General features: G+C 67.7%; 17 protein-coding genes. 14 read left to right on the plus strand and 3 right to left on the minus strand.

The annotated features are described in order from the left end of the window. Positions 1-8: 8 nt before the first annotated feature. The 9 genes from JYG37_RS05165 to JYG37_RS05205 all read left to right on the plus strand — a co-directional run bounded on the left by JYG37_RS05165 (position 9) and on the right by JYG37_RS05205 (position 9,330). Positions 9-806: an outer membrane protein assembly factor BamE gene (locus tag JYG37_RS05165; protein WP_050013833.1), complete on the plus strand. Its 798-nt coding sequence runs from the start codon at positions 9-11 to the stop codon at positions 804-806. A gap of 65 nt (positions 807-871) precedes the next feature. Beyond that, complete coding sequence (dapB, locus tag JYG37_RS05170) at positions 872-1,669, plus strand: 4-hydroxy-tetrahydrodipicolinate reductase (RefSeq protein WP_050013832.1); 798 nt, start codon at positions 872-874, stop codon at positions 1,667-1,669. A 17-nt stretch (positions 1,670-1,686) separates the two neighbouring features. Next, positions 1,687-2,355, plus strand: coding sequence for a MotA/TolQ/ExbB proton channel family protein (locus tag JYG37_RS05175; protein WP_050013831.1), 669 nt, complete (start codon positions 1,687-1,689; stop codon positions 2,353-2,355). A gap of 24 nt (positions 2,356-2,379) precedes the next feature. Continuing rightward, positions 2,380-2,823 carry an ExbD/TolR family protein gene (locus JYG37_RS05180; RefSeq protein WP_124594272.1) on the plus strand — a complete coding sequence of 148 codons (444 nt, stop codon included), beginning with the start codon at positions 2,380-2,382 and terminating at the stop codon, positions 2,821-2,823. A gap of 294 nt (positions 2,824-3,117) precedes the next feature. Next, entirely contained in the window at positions 3,118-5,712 is a 2,595-nt protein-coding gene (gene leuS, locus JYG37_RS05185) for a leucine--tRNA ligase (protein WP_050013829.1), read from the plus strand. A 38-nt stretch (positions 5,713-5,750) separates the two neighbouring features. Beyond that, complete coding sequence (locus JYG37_RS05190; RefSeq protein WP_050013828.1) at positions 5,751-6,302, plus strand: LPS-assembly lipoprotein LptE; 552 nt, start codon at positions 5,751-5,753, stop codon at positions 6,300-6,302. 18 nt (positions 6,303-6,320) lie between these two features. Beyond that, the gene (gene holA, locus JYG37_RS05195; RefSeq protein ID WP_050013827.1) at positions 6,321-7,415 is read left to right on the plus strand and encodes a DNA polymerase III subunit delta; all 1,095 of its coding nucleotides are present in this window, start codon (positions 6,321-6,323) and stop codon (positions 7,413-7,415) included. A 197-nt stretch (positions 7,416-7,612) separates the two neighbouring features. Further along, on the plus strand, positions 7,613-8,884 hold the full coding sequence (locus JYG37_RS05200) for a glutamate-5-semialdehyde dehydrogenase (protein WP_050013826.1): 1,272 nt from the start codon (positions 7,613-7,615) through the stop codon (positions 8,882-8,884). A gap of 23 nt (positions 8,885-8,907) precedes the next feature. Then, positions 8,908-9,330, plus strand: a complete 423-nt coding sequence (locus tag JYG37_RS05205) for a CopD family protein (protein WP_089488167.1) — start codon at positions 8,908-8,910, stop codon at positions 9,328-9,330. A gap of 93 nt (positions 9,331-9,423) precedes the next feature. On the opposite strand, the gene JYG37_RS05210 is transcribed toward JYG37_RS05205, so the two are convergent. Further along, the gene (locus tag JYG37_RS05210) at positions 9,424-10,272 is read right to left on the minus strand and encodes a MurR/RpiR family transcriptional regulator (RefSeq protein WP_050013824.1); all 849 of its coding nucleotides are present in this window, start codon (positions 10,270-10,272) and stop codon (positions 9,424-9,426) included. 294 nt (positions 10,273-10,566) lie between these two features. Between JYG37_RS05210 and edd the strand changes: the two genes are divergently transcribed. The 4 genes from edd (at position 10,567) to JYG37_RS05230 (ending at position 15,165) form a co-directional block, all read left to right on the plus strand. Then, the gene (gene edd, locus JYG37_RS05215) at positions 10,567-12,423 is read left to right on the plus strand and encodes a phosphogluconate dehydratase (RefSeq protein WP_050013823.1); all 1,857 of its coding nucleotides are present in this window, start codon (positions 10,567-10,569) and stop codon (positions 12,421-12,423) included. Between the two features lie 19 nt (positions 12,424-12,442). Beyond that, positions 12,443-13,069 carry a bifunctional 4-hydroxy-2-oxoglutarate aldolase/2-dehydro-3-deoxy-phosphogluconate aldolase gene (gene eda / locus JYG37_RS05220; RefSeq protein WP_006483410.1) on the plus strand — a complete coding sequence of 209 codons (627 nt, stop codon included), beginning with the start codon at positions 12,443-12,445 and terminating at the stop codon, positions 13,067-13,069. Positions 13,070-13,286: 217 nt separating this feature from the next. Then, the gene (locus JYG37_RS05225) at positions 13,287-14,648 is read left to right on the plus strand and encodes a GntP family permease (RefSeq protein ID WP_050013822.1); all 1,362 of its coding nucleotides are present in this window, start codon (positions 13,287-13,289) and stop codon (positions 14,646-14,648) included. Between the two features lie 13 nt (positions 14,649-14,661). Further along, positions 14,662-15,165, plus strand: coding sequence for a gluconokinase (locus JYG37_RS05230; protein ID WP_050013821.1), 504 nt, complete (start codon positions 14,662-14,664; stop codon positions 15,163-15,165). 71 nt (positions 15,166-15,236) lie between these two features. On the opposite strand, the gene JYG37_RS05235 is transcribed toward JYG37_RS05230, so the two are convergent. After that, positions 15,237-15,884, minus strand: coding sequence for a TetR/AcrR family transcriptional regulator (locus JYG37_RS05235; protein WP_050013820.1), 648 nt, complete (start codon positions 15,882-15,884; stop codon positions 15,237-15,239). A 283-nt stretch (positions 15,885-16,167) separates the two neighbouring features. On the opposite strand from JYG37_RS05235, the gene JYG37_RS05240 reads away from it, so the two are divergent. Next, positions 16,168-17,589, plus strand: coding sequence for an NAD(P)/FAD-dependent oxidoreductase (locus JYG37_RS05240; protein WP_124555625.1), 1,422 nt, complete (start codon positions 16,168-16,170; stop codon positions 17,587-17,589). Between the two features lie 77 nt (positions 17,590-17,666). Here JYG37_RS05240 and purB read toward each other — a convergent pair whose 3' ends face one another. Then, positions 17,667-19,055 carry an adenylosuccinate lyase gene (gene purB, locus JYG37_RS05245; protein WP_213345924.1) on the minus strand — a complete coding sequence of 463 codons (1,389 nt, stop codon included), beginning with the start codon at positions 19,053-19,055 and terminating at the stop codon, positions 17,667-17,669. Between the last annotated feature and the right edge of the window lie 51 nt (positions 19,056-19,106).

The raw sequence follows: 19,106 nt of genomic DNA on the forward strand, positions 1-19,106 counted from the left end.
GGAGTCGCATGCGGAGTGCCATCATCGCTGCCGCCGCCGTCGTCGCGCTGGCGGGTTGTTCGTCGTACGACAGCGTGACGCAGCGCATCGCGCAGAGCATCACGCCGTATCGGATCACCGTCGTGCAGGGCAACTTCGTGTCGCAGGAGAAGGCCGCCCAGTTGCAGGTCGGCATGACGCGCGAGCAAGTCCGCGCGCTGCTCGGCACGCCGCTGCTCGCGGACATGTTCCACGCGGATCGCTGGGATTACCTCTTCTACTTCAAGCGCGGCTCGACGTCGATCGTCCAGCAGCGCGACCTCGTGGTGACCTTCGCGGGCGATCGCGTCGCCAGCTGGACCGGCGCCGACAACCTGCCGTCCGAGCTCGACCTGCTGGCCGACATCGACGGCGACCGCGGCGGCAAGAAGGCGAAGGCCGCTGCCGCGGCGAAGAAGGCGTCCGAAGCCGCTGCGGCCGCGAGCGCCGCGCAGGCTGCCGCTGCCGCGAGCCCGGCTACCGAGCCGGCGCCGGGCGCGGTGGTCGACCAGGATGCGAACGCCCAGGCGGCGCGCGCGGCGAACCGTGCGACCAACCAGGTGTCGGGGCAGGGTTCGGGGTCGCGCCGGTTCACGCCGGCCGCGCAGGCCTCGGGCGGCGCGCCGGTGCCGGGCGGCCAGCCGCCGGGCGCCGCGCCGGCGATCCAGCCGCAGTTCCAGTTCCATCGTCCGCCGCAGCCGAACGCGACGAACGAAGCGGCGCCGCCGGTCGGCCCGCAAGGCTCGGACAACCTGCAGAACCAGCCGCTCACCGCCCCGGCGCAGTAAGCGGCCGGCCTGCGGAAACGGGGCGGCATGCGCCGCCCGCCTTTAGACCTGTCGTGTAGAAAGCCATGAAGATTGCGATTGCCGGCGCATCGGGCCGAATGGGCCGGATGCTGATCGAAGCCGTTCTCAACGATGCCGACGCGCAGCTCGTCGGCGCGCTCGACCGCGCCGGTTCGCCGTTCCTCGGCCAGGACGCCGGTGCGTTCCTCGGCAAGGACACCGGCGTCAAGCTGACCGACGACCTCGACGCCGTGTTCGCACAGGCCGACTATCTGATCGATTTCACGCGTCCGGAAGGCACGATGGCCCACATCGAGGCCGCGCTGCGCCACGACGTGAAGCTCGTGATCGGCACGACCGGTTTCACCGCCGAGCAGAAGGCCGAGTTGCAGGCCGCGGCGGGCAAGATCGGCATCGTGTTCGCGGCGAACATGAGCGTCGGCGTGAACGTCACGCTGAAGCTGCTCGAATTCGCGGCGCAGCATTTCTCGCACGGCTACGACATCGAGATCATCGAAGCGCATCACCGCCACAAGGTCGATGCGCCGTCGGGCACCGCGCTGATGATGGGCGAGGCCGTCGCCGGCGCGCTCGGCCGCTCGCTCGACGACTGCGCGGTGTACGGCCGCCACGGCGTGACCGGCGAACGCGATCCGTCGTCGATCGGCTTTGCCGCGGTGCGCGGCGGCGACATCGTCGGCGATCACACCGTGCTGTTCGCCGGGATCGGCGAGCGCATCGAGATCACGCACAAGTCGTCGAGCCGCGTGTCGTACGCGCAGGGCGCGTTGCGTGCGGTCCGCTTCCTGTCGGCGCGCGACGCCGGCCTGTTCGACATGCAGGACGTGCTCGGCCTGCGCTGACCCGCGAGGAAACTCCGATGGCGATTCCCACCGGCGTTGTCCACTACCTCGAAAGCGGCGATGCGATCACGCACGCCGTCTCCTATGTGCTGCTGGCGATGTCCGTCGCCAGCTGGTGCTTCCTCTTGATGAAAGCCTGGCTCCTGGTCCGCGCGAAGCGGCAGGGGTCGCGCGCGCTCGCCGCGTTCTGGCGCGCGCCATCGCTCGATGCCGGCATCGCCGCGCTGGCCGGCGCCGATCGCGAGCGCGTGTTCGTGCCGCTCGCCGAAGCCGCGCGCGACGCGGCCGACGACCACGACCCGGCCGCGCTGGCCGCGCGCGTCGAGCGCGGCGAACGCGTGCTGCGCGCGTTGCGTCATGCGATGCTGCGCTCGCAGCGGCGCCTCGAATTCGGCCAGGTGCTGCTCGCGTCGATCGGCAGCACCGCGCCGTTCGTCGGGCTGCTCGGCACCGTGTGGGGCATCTATCACGCGCTCGGCAGCATCGCCGCGAGCGGGCAGGCGCAGATCGAGAACGTCGCGGGGCCGGTCGGCGAGGCGCTGATCATGACCGCGTTCGGGCTGGTCGTCGCGATTCCCGCGGTGCTCGCGTACAACATCCTCGGCCGGCTCGTCCGGCAGCTCGCCGAGGAACTCGACGGCTTCGCACGCGATCTGCACGTATTCGTGTGCGCGCAGGGCGCCTGACGCGCCGGCTCCGGAGGAACGACCATGGCATTCGGCGGGCTCGAGCACCACAAGACGTCCGCGCCGATGGCGGAGATCAACATGACGCCGCTGATCGACGTGATGCTCGTGCTGCTCGTCATCTTCATCATCACCGCGCCGCTGATGACGCACGCGATCCGGCTCGACCTGCCGAAGGTCGCGGCGAGCGTCGCGCGCGACACGCCGCAATCCGTCACGCTGTCGATCGACGACGCGGGCAAGCTCTACTGGGACGACGCGCCCGTGGCGCTCGACGCGCTGCCCGCGCGGTTCCGGGCCGCCGCCGCGGGCGCCGCGCCGCCCGAGTTGCGGCTGCGTGCGTCGCGCGCGACGCGCTACGACGTGATCGCGCAGGTGATGGGCGCCGCGCAGGCCGCGGGCCTCACGCGGATCGGCTTCGTGACCGACGTGCCGCCGGCGGGTGCCGCCGCGGGCGCGCAACGCTGACGCGCCGGCGAACCGCCGCGCGGATCATCAGGCGAGTTCGCGCCCGCCGCGGGAACGGGCCGCGCGCCGCAAGACCGGCCGGATGGGCCGGCGCTGACGGTATAATCAACGTTTTTCCCGGTTGGCAGGTTTTTTCCAGGTAACCCGGAATTTTCCCGGTAACCCGGAAAATATCCGGAAACCCCGAACAGGTCCCACAACAGCGAACCTGCAGTGCCGCCGGGCACGCACGATTTTCGATCCAATCCTGCGCGCGAGCCGTCGCGCCGCTTAAAGCCTAGCCCGAACCACACCATGCACGAGAGATACGTACCCGCCGACGTCGAAGCCGCCGCCCAGGGCGACTGGCGCGCAGCCGATGCCTACAAGACGAAGGAAGATTCGCAGAAGCCGAAGTTCTACTGCGTGTCGATGCTGCCGTACCCGTCCGGCAAGCTGCACATGGGTCACGTGCGCAACTACACGATCAACGACGTGATGTACCGCTATCTGCGGATGAACGGCTACAACACGCTGATGCCGATGGGCTGGGATGCGTTCGGGATGCCGGCCGAGAACGCCGCGATGGCGAACGGCGTGCCGCCCGCGAAGTGGACCTACGACAACATCGACTACATGAAGGGCCAGATGCAGTCGATGGGCCTCGCGATCGACTGGTCGCGCGAAATCGCGACGTGCAAACCCGAGTACTACAAGTGGAACCAGTGGCTGTTCCTGAAGATGCTCGAGAAGGGCATCGCGTACAAGAAGACGGGCACCGTGAACTGGGACCCGGTCGACCAGACCGTGCTCGCGAACGAGCAGGTGATCGACGGCCGCGGCTGGCGCTCGGGCGCGCTCGTCGAGAAGCGCGAGATCCCGATGTACTACCTGCGCATCACGCAGTACGCGGATGAGCTGCTGAACGATCTCGACGGCCTCGGCTGGCCCGAGCGCGTGAAAATCATGCAGCAGAACTGGATCGGCAAGAGCTTCGGCGTGAACTTCGGTTTCCCGTACGAACTCGACGGCGAGCAGAAGCTGCTGCGCGTGTTCACGACGCGCGCCGACACGATCATGGGCGTCACGTTCTGCGCGATCGCGGCCGAGCACCCGCTCGCCACGCGCCTCGCGCAGGACAAGCCGGAACTGCTCGCGTTCATCGAGGAATGCAAGCGCGGCGGCGTGGCCGAAGCCGACGTCGCGACGATGGAGAAGAAGGGCGTTGCGACCGGCTTCTCGGTCAAGCACCCGCTGACCGGCGAGCCGGTCGAGGTGTGGATCGGCAACTACGTGCTGATGAGCTATGGCGAAGGCGCGGTGATGGGCGTGCCGGGCCACGACGAGCGCGATTTCGCGTTCGCGAAGAAATACGATTTGCCGATCAAGCAGGTGATCGCGAGCGAAGGGCAGACGTACTCGCTCGACGCATGGCAGGAGTGGTACGGCGACAAGGACACCGCGGTCTGCGTGAACAGCGGCAAGTACGACGGCCTGCGCTACGCGGACGCGGTCGACGCGGTCGCGGCCGACCTGAACGCCGGCGGCTTCGGCGACAAGCAGGTCACGTGGCGCCTGCGCGACTGGGGCGTGTCGCGCCAGCGCTACTGGGGCACGCCGATCCCGATCATCCACTGCCCGTCGTGCGGCGACGTGCCGGTGCCGGAGCAGGACCTGCCCGTCGTGCTGCCGGAAGACCTCGTGCCGGACGGCTCGGGCAACCCGCTCGCGAAGTCCGAAGCGTTCCTGAACTGCACGTGCCCGAAGTGCGGCGCGGCCGCGAAGCGCGAAACCGACACGATGGATACCTTCGTCGATTCGTCGTGGTACTTCTCGCGCTACACGGCGCCGGACGCCGAGACGATGGTCGACGCGCGCACCGATTACTGGATGCCGATGGATCAATACATCGGCGGCATCGAGCACGCGATCCTGCACCTGCTGTATTCGCGCTTCTGGACCAAGGTGATGCGCGATCTCGGCCTCGTGAAGTTCGGCGAGCCGGCGAAGAACCTCCTCACGCAGGGGATGGTGCTGAACGAGACGTACTACCGCGAGGACGCGGCGGGCAAGAAGACCTGGTACAACCCGCTCGACGTGACGGTCACGCACGACGACAAGGGTCGCCCGGTCGGCGCGACGCTGAATGCGGACGGTCAGCCGGTCGTGCTCGGCGGCATCGAGAAGATGTCGAAGTCGAAGAACAACGGCGTCGATCCGCAGCTGCTGATCGATCAGTACGGCGCCGATACCGCGCGCCTGTTCACGATGTTCGCCGCGCCGCCGGAGCAGCAGCTCGAGTGGTCGGGCGCGGGCGTTGAAGGCGCGAGCCGCTTCCTGCGCCGCGTATGGAGCTTCGGCGCCGGCAATCGTGAAGCGCTTGCCGCCCGCGCCGGTTTCGACGCGGCGACGCTCGGCGACGCCGACAAGGCGCTGCGCCGCGAGATCTACAGCGTGCTGAAGCAGGCCGACTTCGACTACCAGCGCCTGCAGTACAACACGGTCGTGTCGGCCGCGATGAAGATGCTGAACGCGATCGACGGCGCGAAGGGCGCGACGCCTGCCGTGCTGCGCGAGACGTACGGCGTGCTGCTGCGCGTGTTGTACCCGGTCGTGCCGCACGTCACGTTCGAGCTGTGGAAGGCGCTCGGCTACGCGGACGAATTCGGCCCGCTGCTCGATGCACCGTGGCCGAAGGTCGACGAGGCCGCACTCGAGCAGGCCGAGATCGAACTCGTGCTGCAGGTGAACGGCAAGGTGCGCGGCGCGCTGAAGGTCGCGAAGGACGCGAGCCGCGACGCGATCGAAGCAGCGGCGGTGGCCGACGAGGCATTCGCGAAATTCAGCGACGGCAAGCCGGCGAAGAAGATCGTCGTCGTGCCGGGCCGCCTCGTGAACATCGTCGTCTGACGGCCGCCGGCCGTCGGACGTACCCAGAAGGAGCGAAGGTGATCCGCAGATCGTTTTTGATGCTCGTCGGCAGCGCGGTCGTGCTGTCGGCATGCGGCTTCCAGTTGCGCGGCCAGCAGGACTACGCGTTCAAGCACCTGTTCGTGGCCGGTGCGCCGGCGTCCGTCGGGGCGCGGCTCACGCGCCTCGTCGAGGCCGGCAGCGACACGAAGATCGTCAAGTCGCCGGACGACGCCGACGCCGTGCTGCGCATGTGGGAGTCGCGTGGCCAGAACACGCTGACGCTCAACAAGTACGGCTCCGCGCAGGAATACGCGCTGTTCTACACGCTGAACTACACGCTGACGAGCAAGGACGGCACCGTGCTGATCCCGCCGAGCGCGATCGCGCTGAACCGCGCGATGACGTACAGCGACCAGTACACGAACGCGAAGGCGCAGGAAGCCGACATCCTGTACGGCGACATGCAGAACGACGCGGTCGACCAGTTGATGCGGCGTCTCGCGATCGTCCATTCGCTGACGCCGGCGCCGGAGGACGTGGTGCCGGGCGTGGCGCCGCGCGCGCCGCTGCCGCCGCCGCCGCTCTGATCGCGGGCGCACGCAGCGATGCAATTGCGACTTGATGCGCTGGAGCCGCACCTCGCGAAGGGGTTGGCCGGGCTCTATACCGTCTACGGCGACGAGCCGCTGCTCGCGCAGGAAGCGTGCGACCGCATTCGTGCGGCCGCGCGCGCGGCCGGCTTCACCGAGCGTTCGGTGCATACGGTCGAGCGCGGCTTCGACTGGAGCGTGCTGCTCGGCGCGACCCAGGCAATGTCGCTGTTCGGCGAGCGCCAGCTGATCGAGCTGCGCATTCCGTCGGGCAAGCCCGGCAAGGAAGGCGCCGATGCGCTGAAGATGCTCGCGGCCACGCCCAATCCCGATGCGCTGATGCTCGTCACGTTGCCGCGCCTCGACGCGGCCACGCAGAAATCCGCGTGGTTTACCGCGCTGCAGAACGGCGGCGTCGCGCTGAAGATCGATCCGGTCGACCGCGCGCAACTGCCGAACTGGATCGGCCAGCGCCTGTCGATGCAGGGCCAGCGCGTCGCGTCCGGCGACGACGGGCGCCGCGCGCTGCAGTTCATCGCGGAGCGCGTCGAGGGCAACCTGCTCGCCGCGCACCAGGAAATCCAGAAGCTCGGGCTGCTGTATCCGCAAGGCGCGCTGTCGTTCGAGCAGGTGCACGACGCGGTGTTGAACGTCGCGCGCTACGATGTGTTCAAGCTCAACGAAGCGATGCTCGCCGGCGACGCCGCGCGGCTCGCGCGGATGATCGACGGGCTGAAGGGCGAGGGCGAGGCGATCGTGCTCGTGATGTGGGCCGTCGTTGAGGAACTGCGCACGCTGCTGCGGATCAAGCGCGGCACGACGGCCGGCAAGCCGCTCGCGACGCTGCTGCGCGAGAACCGCGTGTGGGGGCCGCGCGAGCGGCTGATCGCGCCCGCGCTGAACCGCGTGTCGGAAGCGGTGCTCGAAAAGGCGCTCGCGTTCGCCGCGAAGCTCGACCGGCAGGTCAAGGGGCTCACGGCTGTCACGCCGGGCCGCCGCACGCAGGACGAACCGCCGCCCGACCCGTGGGACGGGCTGTTCCAGCTCGCGATGACGGTCGCGGGCGCCCGCGGCGAGCGACCGCCGACCGCGGGTCGCGTGCGACGCTAAGTTCCGTTCGGGCCTTCAGCGCGCGCTGCGCAACCCGCTTACAATGCTTCGATGACCGGGGCGCCGCCCTGCGCGGCGCGGTCTTGCGGCCGTTACCCCGCCCGGATGGTCGTCCCGGATAGCCGTCTCCGCATGGCCGTCCCCGCTTCCCCCACGAATTCATGCCGCTCCGCGCGGCTCGCTTCTCGAGTCACACGATGGATATCGATCAGTACATGACCGACCTGGGCCGTCGCGCCCGGCACGCCTCCCGCGCGATGGCGCGCGCCAGCACGGCCGCGAAGAACGCGGCGCTCGACGCCGTGGCCCGCGCGATCGAACGCGACGCGCAGGCGCTGAAGGACGCGAATGCACGCGACGTCGCCCGCGCCCGTGAAAAGGGGCTCGATGCGGCGTTCGTCGACCGCCTGACGCTGTCGGACAAGGCGTTGAACACGATGATCGAAGGGCTGCGTCAGGTTGCGTCGCTGGCCGATCCGATCGGCGAGATCGGCAACCTGAAGTTCCGCCCGAGCGGGATCCAGGTCGGCCAGATGCGCGTGCCGCTCGGCGTGATCGGCATCATCTACGAATCGCGCCCGAACGTGACGATCGACGCGGCCGCGCTGTGCCTGAAGTCGGGCAACGCGACGATCCTGCGCGGCGGCTCCGAAGCGCTCGAGTCGAACGCGGCGCTCGCGAAGCTGATCGGCGAAGGGCTCGAGGCGGCAGGCCTCCCTCAGGACGCGGTGCAGGTCGTCGCGACGGCCGATCGCGCGGCGGTCGGCAAGCTGATCACGATGACCGAATTCGTCGACGTGATCGTGCCGCGCGGCGGCAAGAGCCTGATCGAACGGCTGATCAACGAGGCACGCGTGCCGATGATCAAGCACCTCGACGGCATCTGCCACGTGTACGTCGACGATCGCGCCGATCTCGACAAGGCGCTGACCGTCTGCGACAACGCGAAGACGCACCGCTACGGCACCTGCAACACGATGGAGACGCTGCTCGTGTCGAGCGGCATCGCCGCGAAGCTGCTGCCGCCGCTCGGCAAGCTGTATCGCGACAAGCAGGTCGAACTGCGCGTCGACGCGGCCGCGCGCGCGGTGCTCGCCGATGCGGGCGTCGGCCCGCTCGTCGACGCGACCGAAGAAGACTGGCACACCGAATATCTGGCGCCGGTGCTTGCGATCAAGGTCGTCGACGGGCTCGACGCCGCGATCGAGCACATCAACCATTACGGCTCGCATCACACGGATGCGATCGTCACCGAGGATCACGACCGCGCGATGCGCTTCCTGCGCGAAGTCGATTCGGCGAGCGTGATGGTCAACGCGTCGACACGCTTCGCGGACGGTTTCGAATTCGGCCTCGGCGCGGAAATCGGCATCTCGAACGACAAGCTGCACGCACGCGGCCCCGTCGGCCTGGAAGGGCTGACGTCGCTGAAGTACGTCGTGCTCGGGCACGGCGAAGGTCGTCAGTAAGTCAACCGCGAGGCGCACAATCGATGGCAATGCTCTGGGTCAAGACGTTCCATATCGTTCTGATCGCCGCGTGGTTCGCGGGGCTGTTCTACCTGCCGCGCATCTACGTGAACCTGGCCATGGAGACCGATCCGGCTGCGGTGCGGCGCCTGCTGCTGATGGCGCGCAAGCTGTTCCGTTTCATGACGATGATCGCGGTGCCGGCGCTCGCGTGCGGGCTGTGGCTGTGGCTCGTGATCGGCATCGGCCAGGGGCAGGGCTGGATCCATGCGAAGGTGACGGTCGTGTTGCTGCTGATCGTCTATCACGCGTATTGCGGGCATCTGCTGAAAGTGTTCGAGCGAGGCGAGAACCGCCGCACCGACAGGTGGTATCGCGTGTTCAACGAGCTGCCGGTGCTCGGCATGCTCGCGGCGGTCGCGCTGGTCGTGATCAAGCCGTTCTGAGCGGCGCGGCCGGCGAGTCCGTCGCCGCCGAATCATGCGCAACGGCGCCCCGCGGGGCGCCGTCGTTCGTTTACGCTCGGCGTTCCGCGACGACTAGTCCTTCGTCGGGTCGTCGATCCGGCGTCGCGTGATCGCTTCCTTCGCGCGGCCGACGCGCTCCATCAGCGCCGGCCCGCGCGACAGCGCGACGCCGACCGCGAGGATGTCGCCGATCGCGAGATGCGACATCCGCGACGTCATCGGCGAGAACACGTCCGTTTCCTCGGCGACGTTCGACGCGAGGCTGACCGTCGCGAGCTTCGCGAGCGGCGAATGGCTCTGCGTGATCGCGACGACTTTCGCGCCGCATGCGAGCGCGGAGCGCGCGGCGTCGACGATGTCGCGCGTGCGGCCGGTGTTCGAGATCGCGACGACGACGTCGTGCGGGCCGAGCAGCGCCGACGACATCGAGAACGTGTGCGGGTCCGAATACGCGACGCTCGGCACGCCGAGCCGGAAGAACTTGTGCTGGATGTCCTGCGCGGCGATGCCCGAGCCGCCGGCGCCGTAGAACTCGATCCGCGACGCGTTCGACAGCAGCGCGATCGCGTCGGCGACGCTGCCCGCCGACAGGCTGTTGCGCACCTCGATCAGCGCGCCGATCGTGCGGTCGAACACCTTGCCGATGATGCCGGGCGCCGGCTCGTCGGGCTCGACGTCGCGGTACACCGACGACACGCCCGGCGCGACGCTCTGCGCGAGCCGGATCTTGAATTCGCGGAAGCCGCTGCAGCCGAGCGCCTGGCAGAAGCGCGCGATGGTCGGCTGGCTGACGCCCGCGCGGGTCGACAGCTCGGTCATCGCGAGGTCGAGCACCTCGCGCGGCGCGGCGAGGATGTAGTCGGCGAGCTTGCGCTCGGACGGGCGCAACTCGGCGCGGATCGCTTCAATGCGAGGCAGCATGGGACGGCACGTGGAAATCGGGTTCGGATGAGCGAGTGTATCGCACTCCAATTGTAGAAAATCTACATGAAAATACTAGCGCAATTGCAGCGGTTCGGATGCGAGTTCAGCAGGGGGAATTAGGGTTTTCACTGATTAAAGCCTTGCTGGTGGCGGGAATAAGGGTTGCGAGCCAACCGATCCGCATTGCGTGCTTGTAGTTTTTCTACTAGACTTGCTTCGTTCGATCGACGAAGCTCGACCGTCCCCACGATTCCAACCGCCGGTGTCGGCCGGCATACAGGAGCGCCCAGCATGACGTCGCTGCACCCCACTCTGGCGAAGGTCACCGAACGCGTGATCGCCCGCAGCCAATCGACCCGTTCCGCCTATCTGCAGCGCATCGACGGCGCGCAAGGCAAGTTCCCGGCACGCGGCGCGCTGTCGTGCGCGAACCTCGCGCACGGCTTCGCGGGCCTCGAGGGTAACGACAAGTTCTCGATCAAGGCGATTCGCGAGCCGAACATCGGCATCGTGTCCTCGTACAACGAGATGCTGTCCGCGCACGCGCCGTACAAGGATTTCCCCGAGATCATCAAGGCGGCCGCGCGCGAGAACGGCGGGGTCGCGCAGTTCGCGGGCGGCGTGCCGGCGATGTGCGACGGCGTCACGCAGGGCAACCCGGGGATGGAGCTGTCGCTGTTCTCGCGCGAGGCGATCGCGATGGGCACGGCGATCGCGCTCACGCACAACATGTTCGATGCCGCGCTCTGCCTCGGCATCTGCGACAAGATCGTGCCGGGCCTCTTGATCGGCGCGCTGCAGTTCGGCCATCTGCCGACGATCTTCGTGCCGGCCGGCCCGATGACGAGCGGCCTGTCGAACGACGACAAGGCGAAGATCCGCCAGCAGTTCGCGACCGGCCAGGTCGGCCGCGACGCGCTGCTCGAAGCCGAATCGGCCGCGTATCACGGCCACGGCACCTGCACGTTCTACGGCACCGCGAACAGCAACCAGATGCTGATGGAGCTGATGGGGCTGCACCTGCCGGGCTCGGCATTCGTTCATCCGCACACGCCGCTGCGCACCGCGCTGACGGCCGAGGCCGCGCGCCGCGTGCTCGACCTGACCGTCGAGCGCGGCCAGTACACGCCGATCGGCCATGTGATCGACGAAAAGGCGATCGTCAACGGGATCGTCGCGCTGCTCGCGACGGGCGGCTCGACCAACCACACGCTGCACCTCGTCGCGATCGCGCGCGCGGCCGGCATCCTGATCGACTGGAACGATTTCGACGAGCTGTCGGCAGTCGTGCCGCTGCTCGCGAAGATCTACCCGAACGGCAAGGCCGACGTGAACCATTTCCACGCGGCGGGCGGTGTCGCGTTCCTGGTGCGCAACCTGCTCGAAGGCGGGCTGCTGCACGAGGACGTGACGACGGTCGCCGGCAAGGGGCTTGCGCACTACACGAAGGAGCCGAAGCTGATCGACGGCAAGCTGACGTGGGTCGACGGCGCGGCCGAGAGCCACGACACGAAGGTGCTGCGGGGCATTCGCGACCCGTTCCAACCGGACGGCGGCCTGCGCCTGATGCAGGGCCGGCTCGGCCGCGGCGTGATCAAGATCTCGGCGGTCGCGCCCGAGCACCGCAAGGTGAAGGCGCCGGCGATCGTGTTCGACTCGCAGGAAGCCGTGCAGGCCGCGTTCGATCGCGGCGAGCTGAAGCGCGATTTCGTCGCGGTGGTGCGCTTCCAGGGCGCGCGCGCGAACGGCATGCCCGAACTGCACCGTTTGACGCCGCTGCTCGGCGTGCTGCAGGATCAGGGCTTCCACGTCGCGCTGGTCACCGACGGCCGCATGTCGGGCGCGTCGGGCAAGGTGCCGGCCGTGATCCACGTGTCGCCGGAGGCGCTGCTGGCCGGCCCGATCGGCAAGGTGAAGACGGGCGACATGCTCGTGATCGACGCGGAAGCCGGCGTGCTCGACATCGAGGTCGACGACGCCGAATGGCACGCGCGCCCGGTCGCGCAGCCGCAGCACCAGGCCGAGAACGAAGTCGGCTTCGGCCGCGAACTGTTCGGCGTGTTTCGCGCGGCGGCCGCGCCGGCCGAGCAGGGCGCATCGGTTTTCGGGACGCTGGTCGGCGAAACGGCCGCCAGCGTCGCCGCATGAATTTCTAGGAGCCAATTCAATGAAGACGATTGCTGAAATCGTGAAGCTGGGCCCGGTCATTCCGGTGCTCGCATTCGACTCGGTCGAGCAGGGCGAAAACGTGTCGCGCGCATTGCACGCGGGCGGCGTGAAGGTGCTCGAGATCACGCTGCGCACGCCGGCGGGCCTCGAGGCGATCCAGCGCGCGAGCCAGCTCGCGGACGACATCGTCGTCGGCGTGGGCACGATCACGAAGCCCGAGCACTGCGCGCAGGCGAAGCGCGCGGGCGCGACGTTCGGCGTGTCGCCGGGCCTGACGAAGGAGCTGCACCTCGCGTCGCTCGACGCGGGCCTGCCGCTGCTGCCGGGCGTGATGACGCCGAGCGACATCATCCAGGCGCTCGAATTCGGCTACGACATCGTGAAGTTCTTCCCCGCGCAGCAGGCGGGCGGCGTGCCGATGCTGCAGGCGTTCCACGGCCCGTTCCCGGCGCTGAAGTTCTGCCCGACGGGCGGCATCACGGTCGATACCGCGCCGAACTTCCTGAAACTGCCGAACGTCGTGTGCGTCGGCGGCTCGTGGCTCACGCCGAAGGCCGCGCTCGCCGCGCAGGATTGGGCCGAAGTCACGCGCCTCGCGCAAGCGGCGAGCCAGCTTCCCCGTTAAGACTTGTGCCAAATGACGGTTTGGCCCTCGGAAAGCAAGCGTTAGTGCTTGTTTTACCGAGGGTTTTTGCTGATGGAACCGGTTCTATCCGCGGATCGCAAAGATAAGTAAAATTCAGCGTCCTGACGGGGGGGTACCCCCGTGTTTCGGAGACCTGCATAGCCGGGCATACTCGCAACGACTCGCCCGGTTCGAACAATTCTAGGAGGAGTGCCACATGGGGGCCGTCCAAGGCAGCATGCTGCTCGTATTCACGCTGATCGCGATTGCCGCGCTGATCCTGATGATCGCGCGCTACAAGATCTACCCGTTCCTGGTGCTGATCATCGTTTCGCTCGGCCTCGGCCTCGTCGTCGGCATGCCGATGGACAAGATCGTCAAGTCGTTCGAAACCGGTACCGGCGGCACGCTCGGCCACATCGCGATCGTCGTCGGCCTCGGCACGATGCTCGGCAAGATGATGGCCGAATCGGGCGGCGCCGAGCGGATCGCGACCACGCTGATCGACTGGTTCGGTGAAAAGAACATCCACTGGGCGATGATGTTCGTCGCGATCATCGTCGGCCTGCCGGTGTTCTTCGAAGTCGGCTTCGTGCTGCTGATCCCGATCGCGTTCAACGTCGCGAAGCGCACCGGCAAGTCGCTGCTCGTCGTCGGCCTGCCGATGGTGGCCGGCCTGTCGGTGGTGCACGGGCTGATCCCGCCGCATCCGGCCGCGCTGCTGGCCGTCCAGCAATACGGCGCCGATATCGGCAAGACGATCGCGTTCGGCCTCGTCGTCGGCGTGCCGACCGCGATCATCGCGGGCCCGCTGTTCGCGCTGATGATCTCGAAGTTCGTGAAGCTGCCGGAAAACAACCCGCTCGCATCGCAATTCGTCGATTCGCGCACGGATGGCGGCAAGCGCGAACTGCCGAGCTTCGGCATCACGCTGTTCACGATCCTGCTGCCCGTCGTGCTGATGCTCGTCGGCAGCTGGGCCGACCTCGTGTTCACGCCGAAGTCGCTGCCGAACAACCTGCTGCGTTTTGCCGGCAACTCGGACGTCGCGCTGCTGATCGCCGTGCTCGTGAGCTTCTGGACCTTCGGCGCGAAGCAGGGCTTCAACCGCGACCAGATCCAGAAATTCTGCGGCGAGTGCCTGGCGCCGATCGCCGGCATCACGCTGATCGTCGGCGCGGGCGGCGGCTTCGGCGGCGTCCTGCGCGACAGCGGGATCTCGCAACAGATCGTCGAGACCGCGAAGCACGCGCATCTGTCGCCGCTGCTGCTCGGGTGGTTCGTCGCGGCGCTGATGCGTCTCGCGACGGGTTCGGCGACGGTCGCGATGACGACGGCCTGCGGCATCGTCGCACCGATCGCGGCGGCGTCGGGCGCGGCGGTCCGGCCTGAGCTGCTGGTGCTCGCGACGGGCTCGGGCTCGCTGATCTTCTCGCACGTGAACGACGGCGGCTTCTGGCTGATCAAGGAATATTTCGGGATGACGGTCGGCCAGACGTTCAAGACCTGGTCGCTGCTTGAAACCATCATCTCGGTGCTCGGTCTGAGCTTTACGCTGTTGCTGAGCGTGGTTCTGTAACAAGGGGTAGTCAATGATTCTGATCGCAATGGGCGTGTCGGGCGCGGGCAAGTCGCGAATCGGCGAAATGCTGGCGGAACGCCTGTCGTGCAGCTATACCGATGGCGACGCGTTTCACAGCGCGGCCAACAAGGAAAAGATGCACCACGGCATTCCGCTGACCGATGAAGACCGCTGGCCGTGGCTGCGCACGATCCGCGCGGCCATCGAGGAAAAGCAGCACGCGGGCGAAACCGCCGTGTTCACGTGCTCGTCGCTGAAGCGGTCGTACCGCGACGTGCTGCGCGGCACCGACACCGACGTGCGGTTCGTGTATCTGAAGGGGTCGTTCGAGGTGCTGCAGGAACGCCTGAAGAGCCGCACCGGCCATTTCTTCGATCCGTCGCTGCTGAAGAGCCAGCTCGACACGCTCGAGGAGCCGGGCCCGGACGAGGCGATCGAGGTCAGCATCGAGCTGACGCCCGAGCAGATCGTCGATCAGGTCATGCTGAAGATCGGCCTCGCGCATCAGCACTGAGCGCGGTTCGCGGCCATCGTCATCGAAAAGGCGCCTTCGGGCGCTTTTTTCGTTGGCGGGGTGGACGCCGGTCAGGCCGTGCGCGAGCGTTGGGCTATGCCGTCAAGCAGCACGTCGAGCATCGTGTCATGGACGGCCGCCGGATCGAGCTGCGCATAGAGCGGCGCGGCCGACTTGACGAGCGGATGCGCGGCGTCGGACAGCGCGTGCATTTCCGCGAGCTCGACGTCGTTCGCGGGCCGTGTGAGGCCGCCCGCTTCGGCAGCGGCCAGCCCGATCACGCTCGCGTACCAGCCGACGCATACCGACGGCAGCGCCGCGCGCGGGATGCCGGCGTCGGTCAGCGCGCGATGCACGGCCTCGATGTGCGCGAGGTCGGCCGGGCCGGTGCTCATGTGCCGCTGCAGCAGCGCGAATGCGGCCGGGTAGCGCAGCGCGAGCGCGCGGTACTGGCGCGCGAGGTCGCGCAGCCGTTCGCGCCACGGTAGTGACGGATCGACCGGCACGAGCGAGCGCGACAGCGCATTCGCGATCGCGCGGCTCAGGCCGTCCTTCGACTTGAAGTGATACAGCACGCTCATCGGATCGCAGCCGACCGATTGCGCGAGCTTGCGCACGCTGAACGCGGCTTCGCCGACGTCTTCGAGCAGCGCGAGCGCGGCCGCGACGAGCGCGTCCTTGTCGAGGCCGCGCGGCCCCTGGGCGGGTTTGTCTTTCATCGACGCAGGCTGGCACGCCGGCACGGCACCGGCTGTAAACTTGACGAAAGCTTATTCTACACTGTAGAATTATTTCTGCGGTGTAGAAATTGGGTGTCCCGGCACCTTTCAATACGTGCTTTCGCACAGTCCGGGATCCAGGCGGCACGAGCGTGCCGCCGTCAACACGGGCCATCGCGCCCCTTTTCTCGTTGACACCCATGTGGAACCGGCTGCCCCACCCGCGAAGCCTCGAAGCAACGAGGCCCTTCGACAGGCGGCCCAAGACCATGCAAGTGCAATCATGACGTCCAACAACAGGCCCTTGATCCAGGGCGAATCGCGTTTCGAGCAAACGCAACTGAATATCGAAAAAGACAACTGGAACTGGTGCGATCCGGCCCGCCACGACGGCGAACGGCCGGCCAACTGGTACGAGGCGTCGTTGTCGCGCCATGAAAACAGCGCGCCGCTGGCGCGCGACGCCGTCTGCGACGTGCTCGTGATCGGCGCCGGCTTGCTCGGCGCATCGGCCGCCCTGCATCTCGCGGAAGCGGGCGTCGACACGATCCTCGTCGACAAGCATCACGTCGGCTCGGCCGCGTCGGGCCGCAACGGCGGGCAACTGACGCCCGGCCTTGCGCGCTGGGAAGCCGCCGACATGATCGACTACCTATCGCACGACGATGCGAAACGGCTGTGGCGCTTCGCGTCGGCCGAGTCGATGGACCTGATCGACGAAATCGGCGCGCGTTACGCGCTCGATCTCGATCGCAAGCGCGGCCACGTCACGGCGGCGGTTCACCCCGGCCACATGAGCGCGCTGCTCGACGGCGCGGATGCGCGACGCCATCTCGGCGACGCGGGCGTGACGCTCGTCGGCCGCCATCAGCTGCACGACGAATACGTGCGCTCGGGGCTGTATCACGGCGCGGCGATCGACGCGGTCGGCGGGCAGATTCATCCGCTCGCGCTGGTGCGCGGCCTCGTGCACGGCTTCCGGCTGAACGGCGGAGCGCTGTACGAGGGCACCGAGGTGCTCGAACTCGACGAGACGCCCGCGGGCGTCGTCGCGACGACGCCGGGCGGCACGATTACCGCGCGCCGCGGCGTCGTGCTCGCGCTGCACAACACGACGTTCCGTTTGCTCGACGACGGCGCGGCGACCACCGTGCCGTTCTTCACGTACGTGAGCGTGACGGCGCCGCTCGACGTCGACGTCGCGACGCTGATGCCGGCCGGCATGCCGGTGTACGACACGCAGTTCCAGATCGACTACTACCGGCCGGTGCGCGGCAACCGCCTGCTGTTCGGCGGGCAAGGCACCGGCAGCTGCTGGGCGCAGCCCGACGTCAACGCGTATCTGCTGACACGGCTGAACACGGTGTTTCCGCAGCACGACGGCCGCTTCGCGCTCGACTACTGCTGGAGCGGCGTCAGCGACTTCACGCTGAACGGCGCGACCGACAGCCGCAAGACCGACGGCCGCGTGCCGATGTACATGGTGCAGGGCTGGAGCGGGCACGGCGTCGCCCAGACGGTGCGGATCGGCAAGGCGATCTGCGACGATTTCGTCGGCCGCAACGACGACTTCTCGATGCTCACGGGCATCGACCATCGTGCGATTCCGCTCGGCCGGCAGCTGTCGCCGATCGCGATTCCCGCCGCGAAGGCCGCGATGAGCGTGATGAGCGCGCTGAACCCGGGGCGGATGATCTCGTTCTGACCGGCTGCTGCAGGCAATAAAAAGCCCGATGCGAATCGCTTCGCATCGGGCTTTTTTGCGTCAGGCGACGGCGGCGCTTACGCGATCCGCTTCGCGAGTTCGACGGCTTTGCCGATGTACGACGCGGGCGTCATCGCGAGCAGGCGATCCTTCGCGTCCTGCGGGATTGCCAGCGTGCCGACGAATTCCTGCAGCGCTTCGCGCGTGATGCCCTTGCCGCGCGTCAGTTCCTTCAACTGCTCGTACGGGTTCTCGATGCCGTAGCGGCGCATCACCGTCTGCACCGGCTCCGCGAGCACTTCCCAGCAGTTGTCGAGATCTTCGTTCAGGCGCTGCGGGTTCACTTCGAGCTTGTCGAGGCCGCGGATCAGCGAATCGTACGCGAGCAGCGAGTAGCCGAGCGCGACGCCCATGTTGCGCAGCACCGTCGAGTCGGTCAGGTCGCGCTGCCAGCGCGACACCGGCAGCTTGTCGGCGAGGTGGCGCAGCGTCGCGTTCGCGAGGCCGAGGTTGCCTTCCGAGTTCTCGAAGTCGATCGGGTTGACCTTGTGCGGCATCGTCGACGAGCCGATCTCGCCGGCCTTCGTCTTCTGCTTGAAGTAGCCGACCGAGATGTAGCCCCACACGTCGCGGTCGAGGTCGAGCAGGATCGTGTTCGCGCGCGCCACGGCGTCGAACAGTTCGGCCATGTAGTCGTGCGGCTCGATCTGGATCGTGTACGGGTTGAACGTGAGTTTCAGGCGGCTTTCGATCACGTCGCGCGAGAACGCTTCCCAGTCGAATTCCGGATACGCGGACAGGTGCGCGTTGAAGTTGCCGACCGCGCCGTTCATCTTGCCGAGGATCTCGACCTTCTCGATGCGCGCGATCGCGCGGGCGAGGCGCGCGGCGACGTTCGCGAGTTCCTTGCCGAGCGTCGTCGGGCTGGCCGGCTGGCCGTGCGTGCGCGACAGCATCGGCTGTTCCGCGTGCGCGTGCGCGAGCGCGACGAGGCGCTGGTAGACCGTGCGCAGCGCCGGCAGGATCACGTGTTCGCGCGCGCCGGCGAGCATCATCCCGTGCGACGTGTTGTTGATGTCCTCGGAGGTGCACGCGAAGTGAATGAATTCGCTCGCCTTCTCGAGTTCGGCCTGGCCCTTCACCGATTCCTTCAGCCAGTATTCGACGGCCTTCACGTCGTGGTTCGTCACGCGCTCGATTTCCTTGATGCGTGCGGCGTCGTGCGCGGTGAAGCGCTCGGCGAGCTGCAGCAGGAACTGCTCGGAGGCTTCCGAGAAGCGCGGGACTTCCGCGAAGCCGGCGCGCGACAGCGCGATCAGCCAGTGCACCTCGACGGTGACGCGGTGGCGCATGAAGGCGGCTTCGGAGAGCCAGTCGCGCAGCGCTTCGGTCTTGCTGGCGTAGCGGCCGTCGATGGGCGAGAGCGCGGTGAGGGCGAAAAGCGTATCGGGACGAGTGTCGGACATGATCGGGCAGGGCCTTTTGGGGCCGGGGCGAACGAGGGGAGGAGAATCCGG

The sequence above is a fragment of the Burkholderia sp. LAS2 genome, from assembly GCF_018417615.1.
Classification (GTDB): domain Bacteria; phylum Pseudomonadota; class Gammaproteobacteria; order Burkholderiales; family Burkholderiaceae; genus Burkholderia; species Burkholderia sola.

Coding starts and splice junctions, on each gene's coding strand:
- JYG37_RS05165 (WP_050013833.1), top strand. CDS start 9: ATGCGGAGTGCCATCATCGCTGCCGCCGCCGTCGTCGCGCTGGCGGGT.
- dapB (WP_050013832.1), top strand. CDS start 872: ATGAAGATTGCGATTGCCGGCGCATCGGGCCGAATGGGCCGGATGCTG.
- JYG37_RS05175 (WP_050013831.1), top strand. CDS start 1,687: ATGGCGATTCCCACCGGCGTTGTCCACTACCTCGAAAGCGGCGATGCG.
- JYG37_RS05180 (WP_124594272.1), top strand. CDS start 2,380: ATGGCATTCGGCGGGCTCGAGCACCACAAGACGTCCGCGCCGATGGCG.
- leuS (WP_050013829.1), top strand. CDS start 3,118: ATGCACGAGAGATACGTACCCGCCGACGTCGAAGCCGCCGCCCAGGGC.
- holA (WP_050013827.1), top strand. CDS start 6,321: ATGCAATTGCGACTTGATGCGCTGGAGCCGCACCTCGCGAAGGGGTTG.
- JYG37_RS05200 (WP_050013826.1), top strand. CDS start 7,613: ATGGATATCGATCAGTACATGACCGACCTGGGCCGTCGCGCCCGGCAC.
- JYG37_RS05205 (WP_089488167.1), top strand. CDS start 8,908: ATGGCAATGCTCTGGGTCAAGACGTTCCATATCGTTCTGATCGCCGCG.
- JYG37_RS05210 (WP_050013824.1), bottom strand. CDS start 10,272: ATGCTGCCTCGCATTGAAGCGATCCGCGCCGAGTTGCGCCCGTCCGAG.
- edd (WP_050013823.1), top strand. CDS start 10,567: ATGACGTCGCTGCACCCCACTCTGGCGAAGGTCACCGAACGCGTGATC.
- eda (WP_006483410.1), top strand. CDS start 12,443: ATGAAGACGATTGCTGAAATCGTGAAGCTGGGCCCGGTCATTCCGGTG.
- JYG37_RS05225 (WP_050013822.1), top strand. CDS start 13,287: ATGGGGGCCGTCCAAGGCAGCATGCTGCTCGTATTCACGCTGATCGCG.
- JYG37_RS05230 (WP_050013821.1), top strand. CDS start 14,662: ATGATTCTGATCGCAATGGGCGTGTCGGGCGCGGGCAAGTCGCGAATC.
- JYG37_RS05235 (WP_050013820.1), bottom strand. CDS start 15,884: ATGAAAGACAAACCCGCCCAGGGGCCGCGCGGCCTCGACAAGGACGCG.
- JYG37_RS05240 (WP_124555625.1), top strand. CDS start 16,168: ATGACGTCCAACAACAGGCCCTTGATCCAGGGCGAATCGCGTTTCGAG.
- purB (WP_213345924.1), bottom strand. CDS start 19,055: ATGTCCGACACTCGTCCCGATACGCTTTTCGCCCTCACCGCGCTCTCG.